General features: G+C 65.2%; 22 protein-coding genes and 1 pseudogene. 12 read left to right on the plus strand and 11 right to left on the minus strand.

All coding sequences use genetic code 11. The features are described from left to right. Window positions 1-335: 335 nt before the first annotated feature. Window positions 336-2414 (plus strand): hypothetical protein, encoded by a 2079-nt coding sequence (locus C6A87_RS00160; RefSeq protein ID WP_311115427.1) that lies wholly within the window; start codon window positions 336-338, stop codon window positions 2412-2414. A gap of 175 nt (window positions 2415-2589) precedes the next feature. Here the strand turns inward: C6A87_RS00160 and C6A87_RS00165 are convergent, their stop codons facing one another. The 7 genes from C6A87_RS00165 to C6A87_RS00195 all read right to left on the minus strand — a co-directional run bounded on the left by C6A87_RS00165 (window position 2590) and on the right by C6A87_RS00195 (window position 9361). After that, window positions 2590-3018, minus strand: a complete 429-nt coding sequence (locus C6A87_RS00165) for a hypothetical protein (RefSeq protein WP_311115428.1) — start codon at window positions 3016-3018, stop codon at window positions 2590-2592. A gap of 510 nt (window positions 3019-3528) precedes the next feature. Continuing rightward, entirely contained in the window at window positions 3529-4683 is a 1155-nt protein-coding gene (locus C6A87_RS00170) for a nucleotidyltransferase (protein ID WP_311115429.1), read from the minus strand. A gap of 10 nt (window positions 4684-4693) precedes the next feature. Further along, window positions 4694-5932 carry an SAVED domain-containing protein gene (locus tag C6A87_RS00175; RefSeq protein ID WP_311115430.1) on the minus strand — a complete coding sequence of 413 codons (1239 nt, stop codon included), beginning with the start codon at window positions 5930-5932 and terminating at the stop codon, window positions 4694-4696. Between the two features lie 2 nt (window positions 5933-5934). After that, window positions 5935-6132, minus strand: coding sequence for a hypothetical protein (locus C6A87_RS00180; protein WP_311115431.1), 198 nt, complete (start codon window positions 6130-6132; stop codon window positions 5935-5937). 95 nt (window positions 6133-6227) lie between these two features. Then, window positions 6228-7253: an ImmA/IrrE family metallo-endopeptidase gene (locus C6A87_RS00185; RefSeq protein ID WP_311115432.1), complete on the minus strand. Its 1026-nt coding sequence runs from the start codon at window positions 7251-7253 to the stop codon at window positions 6228-6230. 8 nt (window positions 7254-7261) lie between these two features. Then, entirely contained in the window at window positions 7262-8221 is a 960-nt protein-coding gene (locus C6A87_RS00190; protein ID WP_311115433.1) for a hypothetical protein, read from the minus strand. Window positions 8222-8392: 171 nt separating this feature from the next. Next, window positions 8393-9361, minus strand: a complete 969-nt coding sequence (locus C6A87_RS00195; protein ID WP_311115434.1) for a hypothetical protein — start codon at window positions 9359-9361, stop codon at window positions 8393-8395. A gap of 20 nt (window positions 9362-9381) precedes the next feature. On the opposite strand from C6A87_RS00195, the gene C6A87_RS00200 reads away from it, so the two are divergent. After that, window positions 9382-10113: a hypothetical protein gene (locus tag C6A87_RS00200; RefSeq protein ID WP_311115435.1), complete on the plus strand. Its 732-nt coding sequence runs from the start codon at window positions 9382-9384 to the stop codon at window positions 10111-10113. Here the strand turns inward: C6A87_RS00200 and C6A87_RS00205 are convergent. Beyond that, on the minus strand, window positions 10088-10921 hold the full coding sequence (locus tag C6A87_RS00205; RefSeq protein ID WP_311115436.1) for a hypothetical protein: 834 nt from the start codon (window positions 10919-10921) through the stop codon (window positions 10088-10090). The two genes, C6A87_RS00200 and C6A87_RS00205, sit on opposite strands and share 26 nt — an antisense overlap. Window positions 10922-11105: 184 nt before the next feature. On the opposite strand from C6A87_RS00205, the gene C6A87_RS00210 reads away from it, so the two are divergent. The 9 genes from C6A87_RS00210 (at window position 11106) to C6A87_RS00250 (ending at window position 20434) form a co-directional block, all read left to right on the plus strand. Continuing rightward, window positions 11106-12500, plus strand: coding sequence for an ATP-binding protein (locus C6A87_RS00210; RefSeq protein WP_311115437.1), 1395 nt, complete (start codon window positions 11106-11108; stop codon window positions 12498-12500). Next, window positions 12497-13162, plus strand: a complete 666-nt coding sequence (locus C6A87_RS00215) for a hypothetical protein (protein WP_311115438.1) — start codon at window positions 12497-12499, stop codon at window positions 13160-13162. The genes C6A87_RS00210 and C6A87_RS00215 overlap by 4 nt, the downstream gene beginning before the upstream one ends. A gap of 310 nt (window positions 13163-13472) precedes the next feature. Beyond that, window positions 13473-13715, plus strand: coding sequence for a hypothetical protein (locus C6A87_RS00220; RefSeq protein WP_311115439.1), 243 nt, complete (start codon window positions 13473-13475; stop codon window positions 13713-13715). A 44-nt stretch (window positions 13716-13759) separates the two neighbouring features. Further along, window positions 13760-14086 carry a VOC family protein gene (locus C6A87_RS00225; protein WP_311115440.1) on the plus strand — a complete coding sequence of 109 codons (327 nt, stop codon included), beginning with the start codon at window positions 13760-13762 and terminating at the stop codon, window positions 14084-14086. A 71-nt stretch (window positions 14087-14157) separates the two neighbouring features. Beyond that, complete coding sequence (locus C6A87_RS00230) at window positions 14158-14817, plus strand: DUF6308 family protein (protein WP_311115441.1); 660 nt, start codon at window positions 14158-14160, stop codon at window positions 14815-14817. Between the two features lie 400 nt (window positions 14818-15217). After that, window positions 15218-15403, plus strand: coding sequence for a hypothetical protein (locus tag C6A87_RS00235; RefSeq protein WP_024445149.1), 186 nt, complete (start codon window positions 15218-15220; stop codon window positions 15401-15403). Between the two features lie 278 nt (window positions 15404-15681). Next, window positions 15682-16731 carry a hypothetical protein gene (locus C6A87_RS00240; protein WP_311115442.1) on the plus strand — a complete coding sequence of 350 codons (1050 nt, stop codon included), beginning with the start codon at window positions 15682-15684 and terminating at the stop codon, window positions 16729-16731. 3 nt (window positions 16732-16734) lie between these two features. Next, window positions 16735-18513 (plus strand): hypothetical protein, encoded by a 1779-nt coding sequence (locus tag C6A87_RS00245; RefSeq protein ID WP_311115443.1) that lies wholly within the window; start codon window positions 16735-16737, stop codon window positions 18511-18513. Between the two features lie 595 nt (window positions 18514-19108). Continuing rightward, window positions 19109-20434, plus strand: coding sequence for an HNH endonuclease signature motif containing protein (locus C6A87_RS00250; RefSeq protein WP_311115444.1), 1326 nt, complete (start codon window positions 19109-19111; stop codon window positions 20432-20434). Between the two features lie 160 nt (window positions 20435-20594). Here the strand turns inward: C6A87_RS00250 and C6A87_RS00255 are convergent, their stop codons facing one another. Together C6A87_RS00255 and C6A87_RS00260 are read right to left on the minus strand one after the other, a co-directional pair. Beyond that, window positions 20595-21254, minus strand: a complete 660-nt coding sequence (locus tag C6A87_RS00255; protein ID WP_311115445.1) for a VWA domain-containing protein — start codon at window positions 21252-21254, stop codon at window positions 20595-20597. A 17-nt stretch (window positions 21255-21271) separates the two neighbouring features. Next, window positions 21272-21763 carry a hypothetical protein gene (locus C6A87_RS00260; RefSeq protein WP_311115446.1) on the minus strand — a complete coding sequence of 164 codons (492 nt, stop codon included), beginning with the start codon at window positions 21761-21763 and terminating at the stop codon, window positions 21272-21274. A gap of 236 nt (window positions 21764-21999) precedes the next feature. Here C6A87_RS00260 and C6A87_RS00265 point away from each other — a divergent pair, with 236 nt between their 5' ends. Beyond that, window positions 22000-22746 carry a hypothetical protein gene (locus tag C6A87_RS00265; RefSeq protein WP_311115447.1) on the plus strand — a complete coding sequence of 249 codons (747 nt, stop codon included), beginning with the start codon at window positions 22000-22002 and terminating at the stop codon, window positions 22744-22746. 11 nt (window positions 22747-22757) lie between these two features. On the opposite strand, the pseudogene C6A87_RS00270 reads toward C6A87_RS00265, so the two are convergent. Next, window positions 22758-24163 (minus strand): annotated as a pseudogene (locus C6A87_RS00270) (PucR family transcriptional regulator). Between the last annotated feature and the right edge of the window lie 125 nt (window positions 24164-24288).

Consider the following 24288-nt stretch of genomic DNA (forward strand, 5'->3'; position numbering starts at 1 on the left):
GGCAGACGCCGACATCGCCCACGGGGACCAAGTCACGCTGGTCGGAGACGTGAGTGCTGATGTCTGACCAAAGCGTGTACTTCAACGAAGTAGCTCATATGCAGCTACGTGCACCACGCGTTGTCCTTGTGGTACCGGCGACCGATGACTGGCACCGATTAGCAATGCATGGGCTTCACCTAGTCACTACATCTTGGGCCGGTGCCGGGTTCGTTGTTGTGCCGACAGAGCAGGGTGTAGTACATCCTGCGATTCTTGCTTCGCTTCGAGAGTACGACCCCGACTGCGTCCTCGCGCCTCCAGCTGAAGCGCTTCCCGCCGAGCTAGCGGACGGCGTGAGGCGCGCACAGGAAGCAATATCGGCGGTCTGCTCCAACTATCGATCGCCTCTGCTGAACCCGCTGGAAGTTGCGAATCCGCAGTTCTCCGCGCTCTGGAACATCTGGTTCTCAACCGCGGGCCACCCGAGCTCCGGTGATCCGGTGGCCGTTGCAACTGTCAGCGACGTTCGCGACGGCGAGACCTCGATCGGCGCCAATCCAGCTTTGAAGGGCGCCCTCGCCGTAGCAGCGGCGAGTCGCTGGGGGTTGAGTGAAATGCCGAACGATGAAATTGCAGACGTCGACGACTCCATCAAGAAAGCAGCAGTGCGGCGGCTCTCTTCACACGAATACAACGCCGCGGGTCTTCCAGGTATTAGCACAGCAGCCACTTTCGAGGGTAGGTATGAAACCTACCTTGCACGGACGCTCGTCGGTTTGGATGGAGCCCAATCGTACGGTCCCCAGCGGTCCGACGCGCTGATCGTGTTAGGCGACAAACCGTCTGACTTCGCGCTGGCTATGGTTTGGGACCGCACCTACCGATACGGAATCTGGGTCCCCGAAGAGTGGTGGGCAGACACCGAACTCCATCCTCACGTCATAGCGGGAATCGACGAACTGGTGCGTCACGCATCGACACAGCTGAAACGAGTTCTGTTTACATCCACCACTTTCGATGAAAGCGAAACCGCGGTCCGTGCACAACAATGGCGCGACCGCACGAGCCTGATCCTCGACAAGGACCTAGATGACAAGTGGATGGTAGTGGGTGCCGACGCCCTAGCGCCTTCGCGGTACTGGAAGGTCCACTACGTCCTGAAGGAGAACATCTCTCAGGAATGGTCGACTGCTGTCACGAAAGAGGCGGGCACTGCGAATCTGTCAATGCTCCCGCCCCTTCCTCGGATCGGGGTGCCGGGTCTTGAGCCGCTTGAGCAGTCAACATGTTGGCACGTCGACGTTTCTCTCCGGGGTTACGAATTTCCCGTTTCGATCGCTTTGCCTGAAGATGCGTTGCTAGTCGAAACAACGGAGGCCCAGGCCACTCGTGTTCGTGCGGGCAGAGGGGGGATTTCATACCAGGCGCATCGAACCGACTTCATTCCATCAGGAGCTTCACTTTCGCAATCACTCGCTCGTCCGCTGCTCAGCTTCCCGTCGTTGATCCACTGGGCGAACTCACGCGCAAGTACTCACGCGATGTCCGTTCGGCTTTCGACTGCAGGCACGCAGGCGAACGTGCTGGCTTCCATGATGGGCAGCCGAGAGGCGTTGACTGATCTCGTCGCCAGTGATTTCTTGGCTGCTCTCCTCGCATTCAATCGGTCGCGATCTACGAAAGATGATTACCCCGGTGGCGAGGGATGCGTAGTCAATTCGGAGGGATATTTGCACTTTTCGGGCATATGCGCGATTGCGGGTGTCACGGACACTGCCGAAGCCAGAGACAGGGTAGATGGGTTACTCAAAGCGGGCGTTCTTAGGCGAGGACTGCTTACAAAGTGCCTCTTGTGCCAACATTCCGCATTTGTCCATGTGGACAGCCTGGCTTCGATGATCCGATGCGACCGCTGCCTTGAAGTAAACGCCCTCGATCGTCAACTGTGGCTACATCCGGTCGAAGAACCCACCTGGTATTACGATCTTCATCCCATTGCCCGAAAGCTGCTCCAGGACAATGGAGACGTTCCGTTGCTACTTTCTAAGTACCTACGGTCTACTTCTCGGCGCAGCTACACCGACGCAGCCGAGTTTGAGCTATTGGGACCGGAGGGAGACCCCGTATGCGAGACCGATCTACTTGCGCTTACCGATCGGAAGCTATCAATGGCCGAAGCGAAGTCTAGCAACACATTTGGGAGTCGAAAGCAACGTATGAGCGGTGCCCGGAAACGAGTTATCGCCGCGCACGCATTGCATGTCGATGAGATTGTCCTTGCGACTACGGCTGCTCAGTGGGAGGGAGCCACGATCGAAGCGATGAAGACGGCAATGCTTGAACAGGATTGGCGAATGGGGCGAACACCCGATCTGCGAATAGTCTGTAGCCTTGGCGGAGCGGTAACTGACGACACACAACGCGTGCGTTGAAGTTCCGCGAATACCTAACTATCGTAGGCGCGAGATGTGCTTAGTCTCTTGCGAAACCCGAAATCGGCTCTGCTGCACGATTCGGTGACAGCCTTCGGTCACGCGGCCTGACTGGCCGGTCTGGTCATGATGGCTTCGTATTCGATCGGGGTCGAACGGCCGAGGCCGGCCACCGTCAACAACGCCGTGACCGGCACCAGGCTCTGTCGGCGCCGGCGGTGGTAGGTGCGTTAGATCCAGGCGACGATGGCGATGCGCAGTTGAAGTCGCGCTCGACCAGATCGTCATGCACCGGCGGCCCGACTTTACCGTTGTTACCGCGCTTCTTACCGAACACGCTCCGCAGTCGATTCTGTGCGCAGATCCGCCACGCGGTGCCCCCGGCCATCGGCTCACCAGCATCGGCGGCCTCTGCGACCAGGTAGCGGTAGCCGAACTCCGGGTCGTCGCGGTGGGCATCGAACAGCGCGTTGGAGGGTAGGCCTCGGTGAGTTCGGCGGTGGTGATCGGCTGGGCCAGCCAACGGTAATACGGGCTGGCGGGCGAGCTGCAGTACCCGGCACGTCACCGCGACGGGGATCCCGTCGGCGGCGAGCTCGCTCACGAGCGGGTAGATCATTGCCCCGGCAGATTGGCCTGCGCCGAATAGGCTGCGGCACGGCGCAGGACCTCATTTGCCGGCTAGGGTCCACCTGCGGAGTCTGGTGCGGAGTCTGGAGACGAACCGGGCTCACCATGGCCGCCGCCGTCCCAGCTCCCTGTGATAAGCCAGAGTTCGTAGTAGAACAGCCACTCGCTGGTCCACGGAACCGTGGTGTGTGCGATGTACATGTCCGGCGACCACTCTCCCGGAAGGTGCAGGCACAACTTCTCGCCTGGAAACGTGTGGGGTAGGTCTTCTGCTGCGCAGTGCAGCTGCAGTTCCGGCGCGAGGACCCGTACCTCGGGTGAGGCACCCAGTCGGTAGTCGATCTTGACGCTGTAACGGCGCGACATCGAGGTCGGTTGGAGGTCGGCGGTCACGGTCAGGCGGGTACCGCGTCCGAGGCGCACCGAGGCGTCAGGAAGAACGCTGCGGACGGCGAATGCCTGTTGACCTATCGTCAGGCGGCCACTACGTGCGGCCACGACCGTAGAACCCGTGCTGGGGCGTGGGTCTCCCCGCTCCGATGACAAGTGCGCCCGTCCCCGAGGTGATTCCGAACCTCCCCTGTCCTCGGAGGTCGACGGTGCTTCGCGCCCAGTTGGCCGCGGACTTCGCGAGTACCTGCCGGTCGAACGTCCCGCTGAGGCGGTTGACAAGTACGTCGAGACCCGAATCCTTTGCGCTGGAGGCGGTTTCGATGTCGCGTTGGACTCTGCGGAGCCATCCGTTGAAGGCCTGCCGTCGATGCGCGGTGTCGGGTTCGTTCCACTTGTCCACGAAGTTCTCCTTGGGCTGTGCAGGATTGAGGACCAGCCAACGGCCGTTGGACGACTTGATGAAGTTCGGCATGCCGTCGATCACCGCGAGCAGGGCTTCGCCGAGGTCGTCTTGGCCGTGGTAGGCGTGTGCGGCGAGGGTGGTGATCAGGATCGACGGAGGTCGGTTGTCCACGTCGTGGGCGAAGTCGAGGTAGCAGTGCCACTTGAGCACCTGGACGAGTCGCTGCAGTGTGGAGCGCACCGCCCAGTTGGGGACATCGGCGACGTTCTGCGCGCGGGCGCTGGCGGCGATCTTGCGTCGCATCTCCTCGGACCGACCTCGGAACCAGATGGCGTAGTCCTTGGGATTGGCGTGCTGCCACGGCTTCAACTTTGTGTCGGTGAGCAGGATGCCGTTGGGCGACGTGCGGAAATCGGTGTCGATGACGGCGGGCAGCACGTCGAGGTGAAACCCCTGACTGGAGTAGGACAGTGTCCAGCACCGGCGCTTCTCGAAGAAGGCCTCGGGTGCGTCGGCGGACCCGACCTTGTAGTCGTTGTAGTCCTCGAGCATGCCGCCGACGCGCTGCTTGAGGTCGGCTTGAGTGGTGTCGTCCTTGGTGATCCCGTCGCGGAAGACCAGGTCGATGTCGTACTCGGTCCGCTGCGGCGGGAAAATGGCGGTGCCGAGCAGGAAGCCGCCTTGCGGGTAGACGCTGCAGCGGGCGCCGCCGTTATCGGCGAGAAACTGCCCGACGTCCTCGTAGCGGGCGACCACGATCTTCTGAAGATCGGGTGGGATGTCGAGGAGGTCCACTGCTCCGGCGAGCAGGGCGGACAGTGGATTCATCGTCACGGTGGTCATGAGTGCCCTTTCAGTGGCCTGTCTCGGCTGTCGATGCCGTGAATTGGTAGGTGCTGGCGCCGGTGACGCGGTCGTAGATGTGCAGCGGGGGATGTGCTGCACGCATGAGGTGGCGGCCCATGCTGACGGCCGCGGCGGCGGGTACGGCGGAGAACGTCGGAATCGCTTGCACGCCGGGGTGGTGGGCCTCGACGGTGGCCAGGGCCTCGCGCCAGGTTCGACTGAAGGCGTCGAGGCACTTCGCGCTGCCGATGAGCCCGGGCACGGGCAGGGTGTCGGCGGGCCGTAGTTCGTAGATCGTGTAGGAGTCGTCGATCTCGTCCGGCAGCAGGGTGTGGTCGACGGACCCGGACACCGACACCAGCAGCGCCACCTTGGTTCGGTCGCTGCCGACGCGGACCCTGGTGATGCGGAACTCGACGTCGCCACCGGCGGGTGTCCATCCCCAGGCTTCGTCGCCGCCGCGTCGCTTCGGGTAGAGGTCGACGGGCACGGTGTCATCGAGAAGGGTGCCCAGCAGGATCAGCACCGGGATGCGGGCGAGCGGGAAGACCGACAGGTGGGTGATCCTGCCCTTGGCGACCAGGGTGCGCAGCCGGCCGAGTCGCTCGTCGAGGTGAGCGCGTGCCGAGGCCCAGTAGATGGGAGTGCCGTCGCGTTCACCGGGGAGCGTGCGCAGATCGACCTCGTACTCGTCGGCTCCGCGGAGGGTCCAGTCGGGGAACCGGTTGCGGGTGAAGAGGGCCTCGCGGATACGGGCATCGGTGAGATCGACGGCCTGATCATGGATGTTGCCGACGACCCTGAGCACCGTGGTCGACTTGTCGTGGCCCATCGCGGTCAGGTCCCGCACCCGTGACTCGTGCTCGCGCTTCAGCGCACGCAGGGTGTCCGCGTCGTACACGGCCCACAGCGACTTGTCGTCGATGACCTTGTGCTGGTCGTAGCACAGCAGCAGGAGGTTGTCGGCTTCGCCGCGCAGTTCCACGGCCAGGTCGTCGGCGCCTCGGGGAGAACCGTCGGCGGTGGACCAGCCCACGATGTGCGCGAGTTGGCCGATCATCACGTCCTGCCCGGTGGTCTCGTCGTCGAGGAGGTAGCGGTTGCAGATCGTGCAGCGTCCGCCCGCCGCGATCCACACCCGCCGGGCCACGCGCTCGGACACCGTGCGGGTCTGCCCGCCGGGGCCGATGACCGTGTTGGAGGCCAGTGCGTCATCGACGCTTGGCGCGGTTGCTCGCGAAGCCACCGTCAGGCCTTCTCGCGCAGCGTGGTCTTGGGATTCCTGGTGGCGTCGGCGGCGCGAACGTACTGACCGTCGACAGCGCTGCGGTAGCGCGGGCCGGATCCGCGGCTGGAGCCGGGGGATTCCCGCACGGAGGTCCTCGGATGGCGGGCTGCGGCCGCCCTGCTGATGTAGCGACCGGTGATCGCGCTGCGATAGGGCATGACGTCTCCTCTATGGAACGGAGGGCGTTGTGACCCTCTCAGGGGGGTCTGACGTCACATCTCCCGAAACGTTCGGGCTGGAGCCTTTCGCCTGTTCACGCGCAGTCCCGGCACAGTTCACTGCCGGGGTCGAACCGAGACGGGTGCAGGGTCAGAAAGCAGCTGGGGCACGTTCTGTCCTTCTGAGCGCGCGCGACGTGGCATCCGCAATGGCCCTGCGTGCACTGCGGTTCGCCGCATCGGCCACAGCGGTCGGCGACGGTGAACGAGTCGTCGCAGGTCTCGCACGTCCACCATCGCGCACTGCCGGCGCCGCCGGTGTGGGGCCGGGGGAGGGCCAGTGGCTTCCACCCGGCGTGGTCGGAGGCGAGCACGGCGACGAGGTAATTCGCATCGAACCACCGTGCCTGACCGTAGACGGTGTCGCTTCTCGCACCGTTGCGGTAGCACACGTACGTCTCATCGCGGGTGGCTCCGGAGCCGGGGTTTTTCAGTGCCGCGTCGATCAGCGGGGTGTGTGACTGGTCGGAGTTCTTCGCCGGCGGAATGAAACTCTTCGGGGCGGCGAAGCGCACCACGCCCACGCGGTCGAGGAGCACGACGACTCCGGCGCCCTGGAGATGCCGGGCAGCCCACACGCAGCACGCTTCCCTCGACGCCGACGAGTGCACGCTGTATAGATCGACCACATCCTGTGCGGTCGGTCCGCGGGGGTCTATTCGGGTGCGCAGGTCGTCATCGGGGAGCAGGACACCGGCGGCGAACGCGTCGCAGGCCTCCTCCTCGAACAGGTCCGGGTTGCTGTATCCGAACACCGTGGTCCCGAGGGCGATGTCGGTCTGCTGCAGGTGGTGGCCGAGTTCGTGGAGCGCGGTGAACCCGCGGCGCGCGTACGACAGCGAGTTGGTTACGACGAGTGTCGGCGGGTTCGGCTGATAGCTGCCGGCGACCGAACACCCGGAGTTGTTCGACGACTCGTCGATCTCGATGACCGTGACGTCGTCCCAGTGCTCCAGTTCGCCAAGCGGATCCGTGCGCAAGCGGGCGACGGTGCCGGGGCGGATACGCTCGGCGACAGCCTCCATCTGCTTGGCCTGTGCTTGCGCTTCTGTGGTGTACATCCCGCGCATCACGGGACGTCGGAAGGTTCTGCCAGGACGCGGAACTGTGCCAAACGGGCATGCCAGTCGGGTTCCTGGCCGCCGGTCTGACGTGCTGCCCGAGCGAACATCTCGTAGCTGGCCGCCAAGCGGGCGTCTTCTTCTCGGCTGCCGGTGCGTTGTGCGCGCTCGCGCCAGACTTGGCGCCACCGAGGATGGTCTACCTCCTCGACGAATCGGGCCGGCAGCGGCTTTACGGCCCCAACAACGCGCGCCGCCTCGATGCCGGTGACACTCGCGATGGCGGAGGCGATCTCCGGGGACACCGGCCGCTTGCCCCGCAGAAGACTCATGACCGCCGGCTGGTCCAGGCCCAGCGGAGAAAGGGCAGACACGAGGGCCTCGAGATCGACGTTCTTACCGAGTATCGACGCCAGTGTGGGGACGGGTTGGCTATCGCCGTCGGGCGCGACGGGTAACGCCGGGCTTGACCGCAGCGCGGCGAGGTCGTCGCCGATCATGGCTCTGATTTCGATTGAGGTTTCGAAGGGGTGTGACGGGGCTCGGCCGCGGCGCACACCGTCGGGGAGGTTCGTCGAATCCGGATCGCGGACCCATGTCGACATGTTGTCTGGCAGCTGGTCGATGATCTCGTCGAGGACCCGCATCGGCAGTGTGGTGCTCAATCCCGCCCAAAAGGTGGCGTCGGTGCCGAATGCGGTCGAGCTGGCATTGAGTACGAAGCATTCGGCGTCCTCGGCCGGCGGATCCACGGTGAGCGGAACCACGTCTATTTCAGTCCCTTCGACGTAGCGAATGACGAACAGCCGGCGAACGTCGTTCCAGGACGCTCGCCAGACCTGTCCGGGGTGTATCGGGTGATCGCGGGTGTCGCCGAATCGCGCCCGGCGACCCGCAGCAGACAGTTGGGGGGCTGCCGCACGTCGAGCCAGCTCGAGGTAGTCCTGCACCGTGGCGCGCTTGCTCACGTGCTTCCTCCGTTCCGCGTCTGCAGGGAGTGGGTGGTCCCCGGTAGTCGAGTCTGACGACACGTCTGCTTGGTCATCCGGTACCGGATACACCGCCGCATAGAGTCACCACCTCCCGGACGACCTCCTCGGCATCCCCACTGGTGCCCGCTAGCTCGCGAATCTTCGCCTTCAGTCTGGCTGTGAAGGCGGCGCACTGCGTACGGCCCTTCCCGAGTTTGAGCCGGACAGCGGCACTGTCGTGCAGGATTGGCACGATCTCGCGTTCGTTCTCCGTGAGCCGGCGATTTCGGCTGCGGCGGTCGCGACGTCCAACGCAACTTCATCGGCGATGAGGGTCTCCTCGGGGTCGGCCGTGGTAGCCGCGACATCGATCGGGTGGTCGTCGTCATCGATGGACGCGACGACGGGGTCCAGAGCGGCTGCGAAACGATCGGCGAATACGGCGACGAGCTGTGCGATTTCCACGCTGCCCCCGGCCCTGGTCAGCACCGCGTTGATGATCGCGACAAGCGAGTCGCGGTCGGCGAGCGGCGCACGCCGCGTCGGGCTGGACCACTTCGGTACCCGGACCTCGCGCACGCTCCACGCGGCGGCGGTGAGGTCGGCGATGCTGCCAGTCCACGGTGCAGCGTCGCCGCTGGCGATTCGCCATCGGCCTCCACCGGCTTCGCCGGGTGCAACGCGTTCAAACTCCGGAGCGGCACCGAGCACTTTCTCCAAGGTGCGACGGATGTGCCCCGTACCGGTTTCTCGGGCGCGGTCGATCAGCCAGTTTCTGATCGAAATTCGCAGTAGCTTGGCGAGGGAATCGTCATCGGTTGCCTGGCTGAGCAGTGACGCTGTGAGGGGCTTTATACGGTCGACGAGGAAGTCTTGCACGACGTCTTCGGACTCCAGATGCGTCAGCGGGCGGAATCGACGCAGTTCTTCTCGCAGGAGCTTTTCGATCAGGGCGAGGCATTCTTTACCGAGATGCCCGGCGTGCTGTAGTTCGTCGAAGGTTGATATGACGCCGCCCTCCCCGTTATTGGCCAGATCAGTTGTAGCACTCGCCAGCGACGGTTCAGCTATTGTCAGTAGGTCACCGCGGACGTCGTTCACCTCGTTGCCCCGATCAGGCAACCACGGCGACACCATGCCGGAGTAGTTTCGCCGGGGTGGTTGCTGATCTCGACGCCTACGAGCGACTCGGCGACCTCGATGCTCCCTTCGCCGTCTCCATAAAAGACGAACGACGCCAACGAGATCGACAGCGGCTACGCGACTCCATGCACTGCGAAGTGGCGCCGCTGACTTACGAGCAGTACCGCACCGGGCAACCGTGTCCGGGGTGCGACCGTCCTTACGTCGACGCCCAACCGTTCGAGCCCAAAGGCACCATGTTCTTCTCGGACTCCGAGCGTGCCCGCTATGACGCCGAGGAAGCTCGATTCAAAGAAGCACACCCGTCATGCGGGTCTCACCGCCACGGCGTCTCGGGTTCGCTCACGAAGCATTGCGGCAAATGTTGCCCGCCGCCACCACTGTCACCGGCGCGGCTCGACCAGCTCGCCTCCCTGTTGCGAACACCCACCCCCGACCACGAGCTGAGGGTGTGGCAGCTCCGGCTGTACTGCGGGCACACCGTCGAGCGCCGAGTGCACGCCAGCCACAAAACCGTCCACGCGGCCTTCACCGGATCGACAAGTTGCGTCGAATGTGGCTGCGACCCGGCAAAAATCATCGATGCTCGCGCTCTCGGTCAGGCGGCCTCGCCACCCGGACTTAACGCACGACCCACTGCTACTGCCGTACGCAAGCCGACGAGGGCAGCACTAGAGAAACGGATCGCAGAACTCGAGGCGGAGGTGGCGCACCTGCAACTCAAGAGGGGCCCGGATCGGCGCTGATCGCGAGACGAATTCCGCACGTCGGACAATATTCGACACCGCTCCCGAGGACGGTGCTGATTTCGTCGAGTTTGTCGAGATGGTGCGTGCAGGCCTGCCTGCGCAGGTGGTCGCGGATCGTGGTGACGACGAACTGGGCGCGTTGGGCGGGGGTGGTGCCGTAACCGTCGGCGTAGATGGTGCCGGAGGCGATGATGTCTCCGCGCTCCAGGTTGACCTGCCGGTAGCGGGTGGTGCCGCCGTCATCCTGACCCTCGACTGTCCGCATGCTCTGCCCGGTGGGGTGTAGGTCAATTTCGAGGTCCCAATCGCCGCCGCGTTCGCGAAAGTAGAAGCTGTGTCCGTCAACAGTGCCGTACCACTGTTCGGGTGCCCAACCACCGTGGCTATGGACGACGACGCCCGGGTGGCGGGCAAGCCAGTCTTGCAGTTGCTGCTCAGCAGCCTCGTCGGCAGCGCGGATGTGGAGACCTTCCGGGGATTGCCAATACTCATCAATCCCGTTGAGCAACTGCTGAACTGACTCCCGCCGTTGGTCACGCGTACGCGCGCAAGTGCAGTCGAAGCCAAAGTCGTGCAGATCGGTGTTGGGCAGTAGCGGGTGACAGGAACAGCGGCACAGCTCACCGGTCTCGATATCGGGCCACTCGGTCAACGCTGACAGCACCGCCGCTGCCACGCCCGCAGGATCCGCAACGCCCCGCACGGTGAGCACCTCCTCCAAGTAGGCGCCGTAGCGTGAACGCGCGTGAGCCCGAGCATGCTCGCGCTGCTCGGCCGTCGTCAGCGGGCCTAAGTCGTCGGTCACAAGACATCAGGATGACACCACAGCGGTTCTGGTGTCGCGCGCTTTCCGAGCAGTTACGCCCCGGGGTGAAGAGATGCGCCGCCACACGTTGCGTGGCAGGGAGGCGGCGAAAGGTCTTGCCAGTCTCGCTGCGGGGTGAGATTCTGTACGACTTTGCTCTATCCCGCCGACTCCAGCTGAAGCGATGACTGTCACCGATAACGCAACCCTCACAACGCCCGTCGACGCGGCGGCCGAACGCGGCACCGACCCGCGGCCGATCACGGATCTCGGCGCTTACCTTAACGAGCTGCCCGACGACACCCGCGCGGGGCTGCGGGCACTCGGGGAACTGCTCGTCGGGGTGACGCAGCGGCCGGCGCGGGCGGAATCGGCCGACCGGTTCACCGCGCGCTGTCTCGGCGCGGCCGACGGTGAACTCCTAATCGATGAGGACCGCGACCTCAATCCGGTGTCGCGGCTAACCACCGCGGTCGCGCTCGCCGAGTGGATCACCGCGCACGCCGAAATGGTGCAGATCGGGCCGGGTGAGTACTCACAGCCACCCAAATGGACCCAGACAAAGATCGGCGACCAGACCTACCGCCATCCTCAATGCTTGCGGGCCCACTTCCCGGCCGGCACGCTGCTGCTTAACACCGGCTGTGTCATCGGTATCGAGGCGAGGCAGACGGTGATGCGTTCCCCGGAAGTCAGCGCCTTCGCCAGGCCTGAGCACCAGGATGCTGTGCGTGCGGTGCTGGATCGGTTGGCTGAGCGCGCTAACGAGCTCAACCCCTACCGCGGACGAGCGCTGCGCGCCAGCTACACCGGCGGCCTTCACCTGACAGTCACTTCGCTGCCGGCCACCGTGACCCGCGCCACCGTGATCGTTGATGAGCAGGTGTGGCGCGAGATCGACCTCGGCGTGGCCGCGGTGCGGGACCGCTACGAGTTACTCAACATCCACGGGCTTGGTGCCCGCCGTGGAGTGCTGTTGTGCGGGCCGCCGGGGACCGGCAAGTCCGCCGTCTCAGCGGTGGTCGCCGCCGAAGTCGTCGGCGAGTTCACCGTGATCTACGTCGAAGCCAAAGCCGGTGAACAACTCTTGAGCTCTGTGGTCCAGGAAGCTCAGCGCCTCGGTGGTCCGATCCTGCTAATCCTCGAAGACGTTGATCTGTGGTGCCGCGACCGCAACACCGGAGGAGGTGGGCTCTCAGAACTGTTGCAGGCCATGGACATCGCACCCGACGCCCGCATCCTGACGCTGGCGTCCACCAACGACCCGAACACCCTGGACAAGGCCGCGATCCGCACTGGCCGCTTCGACGCCATCGTCGACGTCGGCTACCCCACCCGCGCCGACGCCGCCCGCATCCTCACCGCCCTGCTGACCGGCCTGCCCGGCGCCGACACCGTCGACACCGACGCGGTGGCCGCCGCGCTCCCCGAGCACACGAGCGGCAGCGACCTCCGCGAGATCGTGCGCCGCGCCGTCCTCGCCGCCGACGACACCGGCCTCCTCACCACCTCGGCACTGCTGGCAGAGGTGGGCAGCGGCCGCTACCGCGCCACCCCCACCGAAGGGATGTACCTATGACCACCCACGGTGACGACATCCCGGACCTGGGCGACGCCGAGAACATCCTTTGGCGCGCCGCCGAATCCGACATCACCGCCATGAGCGAGGCGCTCCACAACGGCACCGCCACACCCGAGGACGTCGACGCCACCTTCGCCCGCTTGGCAGCCCTCGACATCGACCCACACAAGCACCGCAACGCCATTCGCATCCCACCCGACGCCGGTGAACACGAAGCCGCGATCGAGGCCATTCTGCAACGCATCCCCGACGGTCACGGCCGGTATATCAGTGTCGACGCCGGCTGGTACCCCCTCGTCATCGCCACCGACGCACAACTCACCCGACTCGACCCCCACTACCAGGTGCTCCAGATCAAGGAGAAGTTCGGCACCCTGCGCTACTACTGCCAGGCCAGCGGCGAGGATCCCGATCCTAGGCTGCTCGACGCCATGGACGCCATCACCGACGACGCCGAACGCGCCTCCGCCACCATCTGCGAACGATGCGGACAACCTGGCACCCTGCACCAGAACAGCCGCATCCGCGTCAAAACCCTCTGCACCACCTGCGCCAACCAGATCGAGTACACCCCACAGCCCCGAGCGGTGACGCGCACGACGCGACGTGAAGCTTCTGGCTCCTGCAACGGAGACTGCGCAGCTCTGACCGACAGGTGAGCAAAACCCGCTCGTCAGACTCGTTCGCCAGCGGTACCGTCGGCTCTCCCTATTGCCTCACGGAGGTGTGTTGTGGCACAACGAAAATTTAAGAAGGTGGTCGTGTCGGACGAGGCCCTCAGGAACGCTGGTCGCCGCGCCACGAAAGCTTCGGCCAAGCTGGCAGGCAGGGTGGTCCCGGCCGACCATCGTCGTAGTGCAGCCGTCAAGGCATATCTCGCCAGACAGCAACCGGGGCAGCGCTGAGCTCGGAGAGCTGTCGGTCCTGGCCGGTACGGTCCCGAGGCGGGCACTTGGGAAAGGAGCGCGGATGGGTGATGACTGGATCGCCGCGCGCCGGTTGGTGTCGGCACTTCGTTGCGGTGCCGTGGACAACTTCGTCGCTATCGTCGACGAGACAGACACTGCTGGACGGCGGAAAGCGGTGGCGCTGGCATCAGTCGGCGAAGTGCCTGCGACCGCCCACCAGGTACACGGACCAGCAGCCCAAGATTTCCTGAACCAGCGATTGGCAGCTGTGCTCGACCGACGTCGGCAGATAGGTGAAACTTGACGTGAATCCCCAGTGCTATTGGATCGAGTGCTTCAGCGTTGCCCGTGGCCGTTGATCTTCGAGAACTGACGCTGTTCGTCAGCGACGTCGATGCGACCGCGCGCTTTTTCGAAGCGATCGGATTGGCGTTGTTCTGCATCGAGGGGGCGGAATATCCGCGCCACTACGACGGCGAACTGGGGCTGCAGCTGTGGCCGGCGACCGCGCGCGGCCCGGTGAGCTCTGTGCAACTCGGCTTCGTGGTCGAGGATTCTTCGGCCACCGTGAGGCGGCTTGACGCCGTTGGAGCGTCGTGGACCTGCGACCTGCCAAACTTCGTGCGCACCTCGGACCCCGAGGGCAACAAGATCACCTTGACGCAGCGCCGATGACGTAACGACCCGACAATGTCGGCCCGCTGTGGTTACCTACCCACCGACCGTCGTCTGTAGGGAGAGCCCGAATGGCAGCATTCGAATACACACAGTGGCGTCATCGGTGGCCCGAAGTGGTTGTGCAGCGCCGTACCGACGAGGCCGTCGAACTGTTAACGCGTTACTACGCCGTCACCGCTGCCGGACGACCGGCCTATTCAGGATCGCAATTCGAGGCAATGGCCGCGCTGAACAGCGATCCCAATTTGATTGGACCCGCGGACTTCACCGCCGCCTCGATGCTCAGCGTGAACATCCCTGCCCAAGCGGCGATCCGCCTCCTGAGCCGCGACGCCAACGAGATCACCGCTCTGCTACACCAAATCCCGGTGGACGTCGACATCATCACCATTGACCCCAACGACCTTGTGCCCGGTGGGCCTGCCAGCCTGCTGTGGCAATTGCTCCGCCGAGGCAACGACGGAATGGGCAGAACCCGGACCAGCAAGCTCATCGCAGCCAAACGTCCACGGCTTATACCCATCTGGGACAGCTTCGTCGAGCAGGCCACCGGACTGGACACCTCTGACTATTGGCGACAGTTCCAAGCGGTCCTCGCCGCCGACGATCGCGCGATATGGACCTGGTTGACTCAGATCCGCAGCGCTGTCCCGAATGTGCCTGCTGCGGTGTCGAATCTGCGGATCCTTGACGTGCTGCTGTGGATGACGGTCGATCAGCAGCGGTGATGATTGTGCGACGCTAACGGGGACTGAGGGGCTACGCGTCTAGGCCAGGGCGGCTTTCCGCGGAAAACCGTTGGCACGCGACCTACTGGCCCCGGTGTGATGTACAACACATTATGTCGGCGGTGCTGGGATCTGACATCTCCGGGCCCCGCTTCTGCTGCGGCGGGCAGTGTTGCAGTTCGTAACCGGCATCTTTCGACTCCGCTGCACGTCAGCCTGCTGCCGACCTTACCTTTGGTGGAAACCTTTCCTGCAGAGGCAAATTGGCGGGTGTCGCTTTGAGTTCAGGATGCGCCGGATGCCCAGACACGCGCAGATGCTGGCTACCGCGATTATCGCAAGTACCGGTTTAGCTTCAGGCCGTGCCGGTGCTCTACCGGCAATCGAGCGGAGGCGGGCAATGGACAGACCACCCACCAGGGTGCGGGAACGGGTCCGGGTCGAGTTGCGGCTGCCACCCCATGTGGCCCAGATGATCTACGACCGTGCGCAGCACTGGGATGTCTCACTGTCCGAGGCCGGGTCACGTCTTATCCAGATCGGCCACGACGGCTGCGACAAGGACGCTATAGACCTGTGCCGCTAGATCGCGCCGCCGCCCGCGGTGCGCCCAGGATCCATCCAGAAGTCGCGAAGTGAGGAGGAGAAGCTTCCAGAAACTGTTGACGTAAGGCACTTTCGTCGGAAACCCGTAAGAAACGGGAAAAGCCGGGCGGCAACCCGGCTCTCCGTCCGCCGCAAATTCGCGGCGATCTCGTTCCCTTGGAACCTTCACCAGATCCACTCAGGAGGAACTTTGTTCATTTCATCGTGTTCGCATGCGCATGTCAACGGCTTCGCCGGTGTGTCGCGGAGCGTGTGCTGATGGGCCGTCACGGCGCCATGGCGTCGGCCGCCGACGACCCGGAGCCAGGGAAGCCAGTGGCGAGGGCCAACCACGACCGGGCCGACAGCCAGCGCCACGTACTCGCGCCGTTTCACCACGACGTCAACGAGGACCGCTATCGAGCGCTGGCGGGCCTCACCATCAGAGGCGTCGATCCGCGCTACCTGGTGCCCGCGCTGGAATCAGCCAAACGCCTGTGGTGCCGTCTGGGCGACTTCGCGCTGTCCACCGACCGCATCTCGGTGGCGCATCTGGCCCGCTATCTGGCGTTCGAGGCCGAACGGGTCGGCACCCTCGACTACCGAACAGCGTTGCGCCGAGCCAACGTCGACCGACATCTCATGGACATCGCCACCCGGAAGACCAACCGGTCTATGCGCACCATCAGGTGGATCCTGTATGACGCCGGCCGATTGGTGCACCCCCGGGAATATCCCGAAGCTCGCACCCTGCCAGCCCCCCGCACCAAGAGAATCGACGCGGCCTCGCCGCAAGACATTCGTGACTGGTACACCCTGGCACCGACCCTGCCGCCGTGGCTCCGACGACGACTCACGCTCCTACTGGACCTCTGCTACGGCGCCGGCGCGCGGCCACCCGACTTCAAGGCCTTGCGCGGCACCTCCATCACGAGCGAGACCATCGACGGCCGACACATCGCCATCGTGCGATTGCAGAACACAGCTGGCGGAACACGGCTCGTTCCGGTAACCGACCCCGACATCTCCAACCGTCTGTCGGCCCTTGCGCAGAGCAAGGGATCGGATTACCTGTTGCCGGCCGCGAAGGGAGAAGTGGAGCGCAACGCGACCAACCGCATCGGCGAGCAACTCCGCGCCCGCGGTCACGGCAGCATCAGCGCGGCCGCGCTGCGTAACCGCTGGATCCTCGACCTCGCCGACCGCGCCCCAGCAGCACTTCTGCTGCAACTCGCCGACGTGGTCGACGTTCAGGTCCTCGCCGATCAACGCACCCAACTCCCCATCTACAGCATCCATCGCGCGATCGCCCTCATGACGGAAGGCTGAACCATGATCACCGACTTTGAAAGCTCATACCGCCTGTCAGACAACCTCTTTCGTGAAGCCAAGGTCATCATCGAGCGATCACTAGCGGCGGAGATGATCGACGATTTCTTCGCCCAGCATCGCGGTGCCGGCGGACAGGACTGCACCGGAATCGGCTACACCATCTCTGCCGTGCTCGTCGCAGCCCTGGGACTCTTGATGCTGGGGCGAACCCCGACCTACAAGGCCATCCAACAGGCCATCGGCGACCTCACCCCGCGACAACTCGCCGAAGTCGGCATGGGAGGGCAAGACACCTCCCGCATCTTCGCCGACCGCGCCGAGCAACGCCGCGAGCGGACGCGCTTCGTCGCCTGGCTCAACCGCCGCCTCGCACCACTGGATCCCAGCCCCGACCAACCAGCACGACGAATCACCAACGCCGAACACCGCCGCATCATCGCCCATCGCAGCACCGAACAACGCGCAGCGAGCGGGGAAGCCACCGAACGCCTGCGAACGGTCATAAACCGCATCGTCTTCGGGTCCATCGTCGAACCGCACCCACCCGAGGCCTTCGGCGACATCGTGGCCGACGAGACGATCTTCGACCTCGCCGGCCCGTCAGCAGGGCTGGGCATAAAACCCGACAAACAGCGCGGAGCCGCATACTTCGGCAGCTACTACTCCCGAGACAAGCACTCCACCACCGTGCACCAAGACGCCAGCGGCGGCGGCAAGCGGGGCTTCGGGATCGGACTCACCGCTGTCATACGTGTTGGACCACCGGAGCAGCTGCACGCGTTCGCCCCCGCCATCATCGGGATCGACGTCCATCCACCTACCTCCGGGAGCACCGAAGGACTCGACGTGGCGATCACTCACGCCAAACGCAATGGCCTCGACACGCGGCGCGCGGGACGGGCACGCCTGCCCCGCCTCACTGTCGATATGGGCTACAACCCCAAAGACGGCTTCGCACGCCTCATGCTCGACCACCAGTACGCCGCCGTCGTGCGGTACCCACAGCACTGGACACTCACCGATACCGCGGCCAACCCACCCGGCGCCACCACAGACGTCCCGCCGGGACCCATCCAGTTTGCCGGCTCGTTCTACTGCCCGGCCGCGGCCGACCTACTTGCCCAACACCACATGCCCAAGACCCGCGACCTGCTGGCCAACAACGGATGGGAGGCGCACGACCGCCGCCTGGCCAGTGTCCTGCCCTTCCTAATGGGCTTGAACTCCCGGCCGCGACTGAGCCGACCACGTGGACGCCCACCCCTGGGAGTCGAACCACGACTCGACGTGAAGGCGCAGTTGGTCTGCCCTGCCGTGCAGCTGCGCGTCCAATGCCCACTCAAACCGGCGTCGATGACACGCGCCGCCTTCGGCGCCCCGACAGCAGCGCCGACCTGGCAAGCAAGCGACCGGCAATGCTGCGCCCAATCGATCGTCACCGTCACTCTCACACCCAGTCAGCTCAAGAAGGCGCAGTGGGGACCGGTTGGCGCCAGCTGGGAACACACGCTGTACTTCGAGGCAGCGCGCGCTCGAACCGAGCAGACCTTCAGCATCCTCAAGTCGGCCCACGTCACCAAGCTCGTCGATCTCAAATGGGGTCCCCGACGCGAACCCATGGTCAAGCTTCTGATGGCGCTCGCCGTAGCCAGCACGAATCACCGCATCCAGAAGACCTACCGGTCACGCCAGGCTCGTGAAGAGTCCATCGACGTCCGCCGGCGGCAGCTCCGCGACCACCTCGGACACGAACCTGCCAAGACACCGCCCCTGACCTGAGGAGACCCAACCCGCAGCGGGCCGCGCGAACAACTTCCGGCTCGCTTTGGCATGTCCGATGAGCCAGATAAATCCCGGCCAAAAATTACCTGTCAAGGGAAGTTCGCCGACAGCGCCGTCTCCCGCGGCAGATCCGCGACCCTGCATCGGCGGTGGACTCGCACAAGAAGCCGATACCCTGCCTCATCAGCCCGCACCGCAGGATCATCCAGTACGCGCTGCGTGCGCCGGATAAATCGCTGGAGATTCCGCAAAAAACCGCTGGAACCGATTTCGCAAAGGGCGCTCTGAACAGTCGAAACGTACCCCACACAGCGAGACAAAGGTCACGAACTCTTCGGAGTTCGTGACCTTCGTCGTTTCCGGAGTTTGTCGTTTCCGGAGTCTGCGGCGCGGTCACAAACAGCGCGACACAAAGGGCCACTCCACCGTGGGCTGACGAGGGCGTGTGGACGTTTCCTCGCGAGGGTGCGCTCAGGGTCGCTGACGAGCGTGATCCACGACCGTCAGTGCACTCTCGCGAAAGCTTGAAGTCGTTGGGCGGGACTCCTTTTCGCCCGCCTCAGTTGTCGGACCCTGCTGCTTGAATGGGCGTATGTCCTCGACCGCAGCCGATACGCCCGCTGTGCTTACGCAGTCGGATCGGTTGGAGGTGCTTTTCGAGGAACTGTCCGAGTTGGCCGGGCACCGCAATGCGATCGACGCACGGATCGTGGAAATCGCCGCGAAGATCGACCGCGAAGGACTCCTCGGGATCACCGGGGCGCCGTCGGTGACGTCATTGATCGCCTGGAAAACGGGATGCTCGCCGCACAACGCGGAAACCGTCATCACGATCGCCGACCGGCAGGACGAGTTCCCGCGTTGCGTCACCGCCCTTCGCGAGGGCCGACTCTCCCTCGATCAGGTCGGGGTGATCGCCGAGCGCGCCGGCGAGGGTTCTGACGAGCACTACGCCCAGCTGGCCGAGAGTGCGTCGGTCACCCAGCTGCGCACCGCGCTCAAGCAGGAACCCCGACCCGAACCCGAACCGGTCATCGATCCGCTCGCCGACGACGACGAGCCCGCCGCGCCACCACCGGCGCCAAGGCCGGAGATCACCAGCACCAGCGATGCCGACTACACCTACTGGCGCATCAAACTCACCCATGACCAGTCCGCGAAATTCACCGCCGCCCTGCAGTCCCACAAGGACGGGCTGATCGCTTCATGGAAACGCGACCACGGCACCGACAGTCACTCCGATACCGGTGATCACAGCGGCACCGGGAGGCACTGCGGGGTCGAGCGACCGCCGCTACCCAGCCGCGGGGAGGCCTTCATGGCGCTGGTCGAGGCGGGTTGGGATGCCGAGGTTTTGCGCCGCCCGCACGGCCAGCACACCACCGTCGTCGTACACGTCGACGTCGAAAACCGGTTCTCCGCGCTGCATCTGGGGCCGGCGCTGACCGACGAGGAACGCCGCTACCTGAGCTGCGATGCCACCTGTGAAGTGTGGTTCGAACGCCACGGCCGACCCATCGGTGCCGGACGTTCCGCCCGCACCGTCAACCGGCGTCTGCGCCGCGCGCTGGAGCACCGCGACCGCACCTGCGTGGTCCCGGGCTGCGGCGCTACCCGGGGCCTGCATGCGCATCACATCGTGCACTGGGAAGACGGTGGCGAGACCGAACTCGACAACCTCGTGCTGGTCTGCCCCTATCACCACCGGGCCCATCACCGCGGCATCGTCACCATCACCGGACCCGCCCGAAAACTCCTCGTCACCGACCACGCCGGGAGAGAGCTCAAGCCCGGATCATTGGCACGCCCGCCGACCACACCCCCACCGAACGTCGCGCCCTACCCCGGGTCGTCCGGAGAGCGCGCCCAGTGGAAGTGGTACCGCCCGTACGAGCCGCCACCACCGATGCGGAACTGATCCGGCGTGTCGGGGGATACATCGGGCTTTCGGATAGCCACCGCACAGCCCCCGCCGGGGCCGCCGCCGTCGACAAGCTTCCGCCGCTCAGGCACCGCCCGCTCCCACGGCACTGCTACCTCACTCGGCGGCGATTCGCGGCGTAGGTGGTACGCCTGCGTCAGCTCGTCGCCGCGTCATCCGCCGCCAGATGGGCGCGCTGGTCGTCGGTGAATTCCGGCATCATCGCGGCAGGGTCGGCGATTCTCGCGGTGCGGTATCCGCGGAGATTCCCCGATGCGGCCGCCATCGCCTCACGTGACCGGCCCCGGCTGTAGGTGATGGACTGACCTTCCCTGACGCCGAGGCCTCTGCCGACCTCGACGGCGTCCTGATCGGCGCCCATGTAGAGGAACTCCCACCCGTGCTCGTCGGTCTGGCGTTCCACGAGGGCTCTCACGTCGGACTGCCGCCACTCCTTGCTGGAGTTCTCCATGCCGTCGGTCATGATGGCGACCACCACCGTGCCCGGTCGGTCTGCCTCGGGCATGGCGGCGATCTCGGCCGCCGTGTCGGTGATGACGCGCCCCATCGAGTCGAACAGCGCCGTGCCGCCGCGCGGCAAGAGCGCCAACGGAGGCACGTCGGCCAGCGGGATGCCCTGATAGACAACCTCATACTCGTTGTCGAACTGCGCCAACGTCACGGTGCAGTCGCCTTGGCCGGCTCGTTGCTCGGTCAGGAACGCGTCGAATCCGCCGATCACGTCGGTCCGTATCGACGCCATCGAGCCAGACCGGTCGAGCAGGAACACAATTCGCGTGAGACTCGGGTTGGGCATGGGTGGTCCTTCCGGATTCAGGAGGGTTTGGTGGTGCGTCGGGGTTTGAACCGCATCGGCTCGGCGGGGGGTTCCGGGGGGAGAGGCGTTCGGGCGTACTTGTGTTGGCGGGCGCGCTTGACGTCTTCAGCGGTGACGCGCCCTCCCGAGGTGGCATAGGGCGCCAATCTGGCCGTGTTGGCCAGTCGCGGGCCCACCGCATTCTCGGTGAGACCGGCATGCTTTCCCGCCGCCGCGAGTGACATCTCGTCATCGACGACGGCGCTGGCCAACTGCTCGTCCAGCAGCTGGCCGACTTCGGTCAGGACGGACCGAAGGTTCTGCAACGCTTCAGCTTTCGTGGTGGCCGACTCTGCCTGCTCAAGGTAGGCACGAATTGCTTCGTATCGGTTGGGCATGACCGACCGTACCGCATAAACTGCGGTATCCGCAATATCTGCGGATCCGCGGTGCGGAATGGGTGCAGCTGCGGTGCCCGAACTGCTCTGGTCGATATCGACACCCTGCACGTCCAAATGGTCGACGCGCCAGGAATCCACAGCCCTGAGGTGAATCTCGCACAGAGGAGTTCGGGAAGGGGTCCGGTGGACAGAGCCCGCACCGCGATTCCGCAAACCCAGACCTCGTTGTCGGTGCGCACGCCTAACATGCGTTCAGGGGCGGCAGCAAACATTCGCGCGGGGGTCACATGAGTAAGGGTTCATCCAGCGGATCGGGCGTGGGCGGACTCGTCATCTTCGTCATCGTGTTGATCGCGATGGTTCCCAAACCGGTGTGGATATTCATAGGCATTCTCGCCGGTTGCGCCCTCGTCACCTGGCTCGTCTACTCGGTGGTGTCGGCAGAACAGAAGCGCCGCGATGCCGCAGAAGAGCGAGCGCGCGCGGACCGGGCCAAGCAGGCCGCGGCGGCCAAACGTGAACGCGAGGAGCGCGCCCGGAAAGAGAAGCAACGGCGCATCGCCACGCTCGGCAAGGCCAACGCCGAACGGGTGGACAAAGCGGTCAGCGCGGTGAAGCGGGTGTCTGAGTCCGAAGCTGCGCGCGCGGGCTGGCTCGGTGACGTCGACTTCAGCACCGACATCCAATGGATCACCGGCAATTTCAAGCAGGCCCACGACCTACGGCGGGTTGCCGACAAGCTTTCTGCGCTGGACAAGCCCAGCGCCGATGACCGCAGAATCCTCGCCGAGGCGAACTCCACCATCGCGCGCATGGTGAAGGCAGCCATCGAGCGCGTGGACCTGATAGAGAAGTGCGCGAAAGAAGCACAGCACATCGACGAATCGCTACGCACCGAGCGCGAGGACGCCCGCCTGGCCGAGCAGCGTGCCGAACTGCACGCGAAGTTGGGCGCGATGCTCTACGGCATCGAAGCGGCACCGACAGCCAACCCGACGAGTTCCGCGGTGGACGCGGTGATGGCACGCGTGCAGGCTTACCGGGAGATCAAGAACGAGATCGAGAAGGCGCGGGTGCAGGTCTCCGACTGACGGCAGGCCGCTCAACCAGCCGGACGTTCTGCCCGTTCAGCCGCCCACAGTCCGATCACGAACGCCGTCAAGTCATTGTGTTGCAACGGGTCTCGGCCGGTGATCTCCTGGATGCGGGAGAGCCGGTGCCGCACGGTGTTGGGGTGGAGGAACAGCTCCTTGGCGGTGTCGCTCAGGGAACCGTTGCAGGACAGGAACACCCGCAGCGTGCGCACGTGCTGGGTGCCGCGCTGGCTGTCCAGCTCCGCCAGCGGGTCGACCAGCAGTTGCTTGAACGGCGCCAGCTGCGCCAGCGGCAACTGCTCCAGCAGGCTTTCCAGCGTGCTGAGCTGATCGGGCCCGACCCGGCCGCCGCGGTGCTCGGCCAGGGTCAGCGCGATGCGGGCCTGCGCGATCGCCGACCCGATGTCGGTCAGCGGCACCGGCGCAGAATGCCCCGACGGCAACGCCAGATCCTCCGTCGCCTCCAGCGCCCCGACGGTCAGCATCAGGCACAGATCCGGGGCGTCGCCGATCAGTGCGTCGGGGAAAGCCATCGACAGCAGCGCGCCGGCACCGGCGGCCACGCCGAGCACGCGATCTCGCCCCCGAATCCAGACCACGGCAGCAACTGGTTCAGCGCATCCGGCAGCAGCATGCGCCGCTCCACCAGCGACAGCAGCTGACCCACCCGCTCCCGGGCCAACGCGGCCTCGATATCGCGTTCGCCCTGGGCGGCCCGCACGAACCGCGCGATCAGCTCCAGCACCGCGGGCTCCGGCCGGTCGCCCCGCCCCACCCAGACCAACGTGCCCAGACCCGGCACCGCAACCGTCACCGCGTCGTCGTCCACGGCCGCGCTGTACGAGGCGCCGGGGGTGCCTGACGTGTCCGCGGTGGGCTCCAGCAGGAAGTAGCACCCCAGGACCTGCCCGGCGCTGTCGAGCAGCTGCCGCGGCGAGTCGTGCCGGCGCAGCGAGGCCAGCAGTTCGGGGGCCAGCGCGTTGGTGGCGCGGGCGACGGCGATCTCCGAACCCAGATGGAACTCCGCCACGAACCGGTTGATCTGACTGAACGGGACGCTGGGTGGGGCGACCAGCACCGGCAGCCCCCGCGTCCGGCACAGCGCCATCAGCGCCGACGGCACCGCGTCGTGGCCGTCACCGACCCCGAAACACACCCCGGCCGCACCGGCCCGCGTCAGCGCGTCGACGAACACCGCGCAGTCGTCTCCGGTCTGCAGGCTGATTCCGACGGTGCACACCAGCTCACCGCCGCGCAGGTAGCGCGACGGGTCCCGCATCTCCGTGGTGTGCACCCAGCTGATCGCCCGGTCCAGATCCTGCGGTGTGCCCTCGGGCACCGACAACCCCAGTCCGGCCGTCTCCACCAGGTCGCGCAGGGTCGGTGCGGCCGACACCACGCGCACCTCCGACATGCGGCGAGCGTAACGCGGCCGTCACACACCGGCGCCATGCCATTGTGTGATCGTTCAACGCTGGGGCACCGCCACGGTGCGATCTCTGCGTATTCGCCCGGACGGCTGGCGTCAGCGAACGACGG

The organism is Mycobacterium sp. ITM-2016-00317 (assembly GCF_002968295.1).
Classification (GTDB): Bacteria; Actinomycetota; Actinomycetes; order Mycobacteriales; family Mycobacteriaceae; genus Mycobacterium.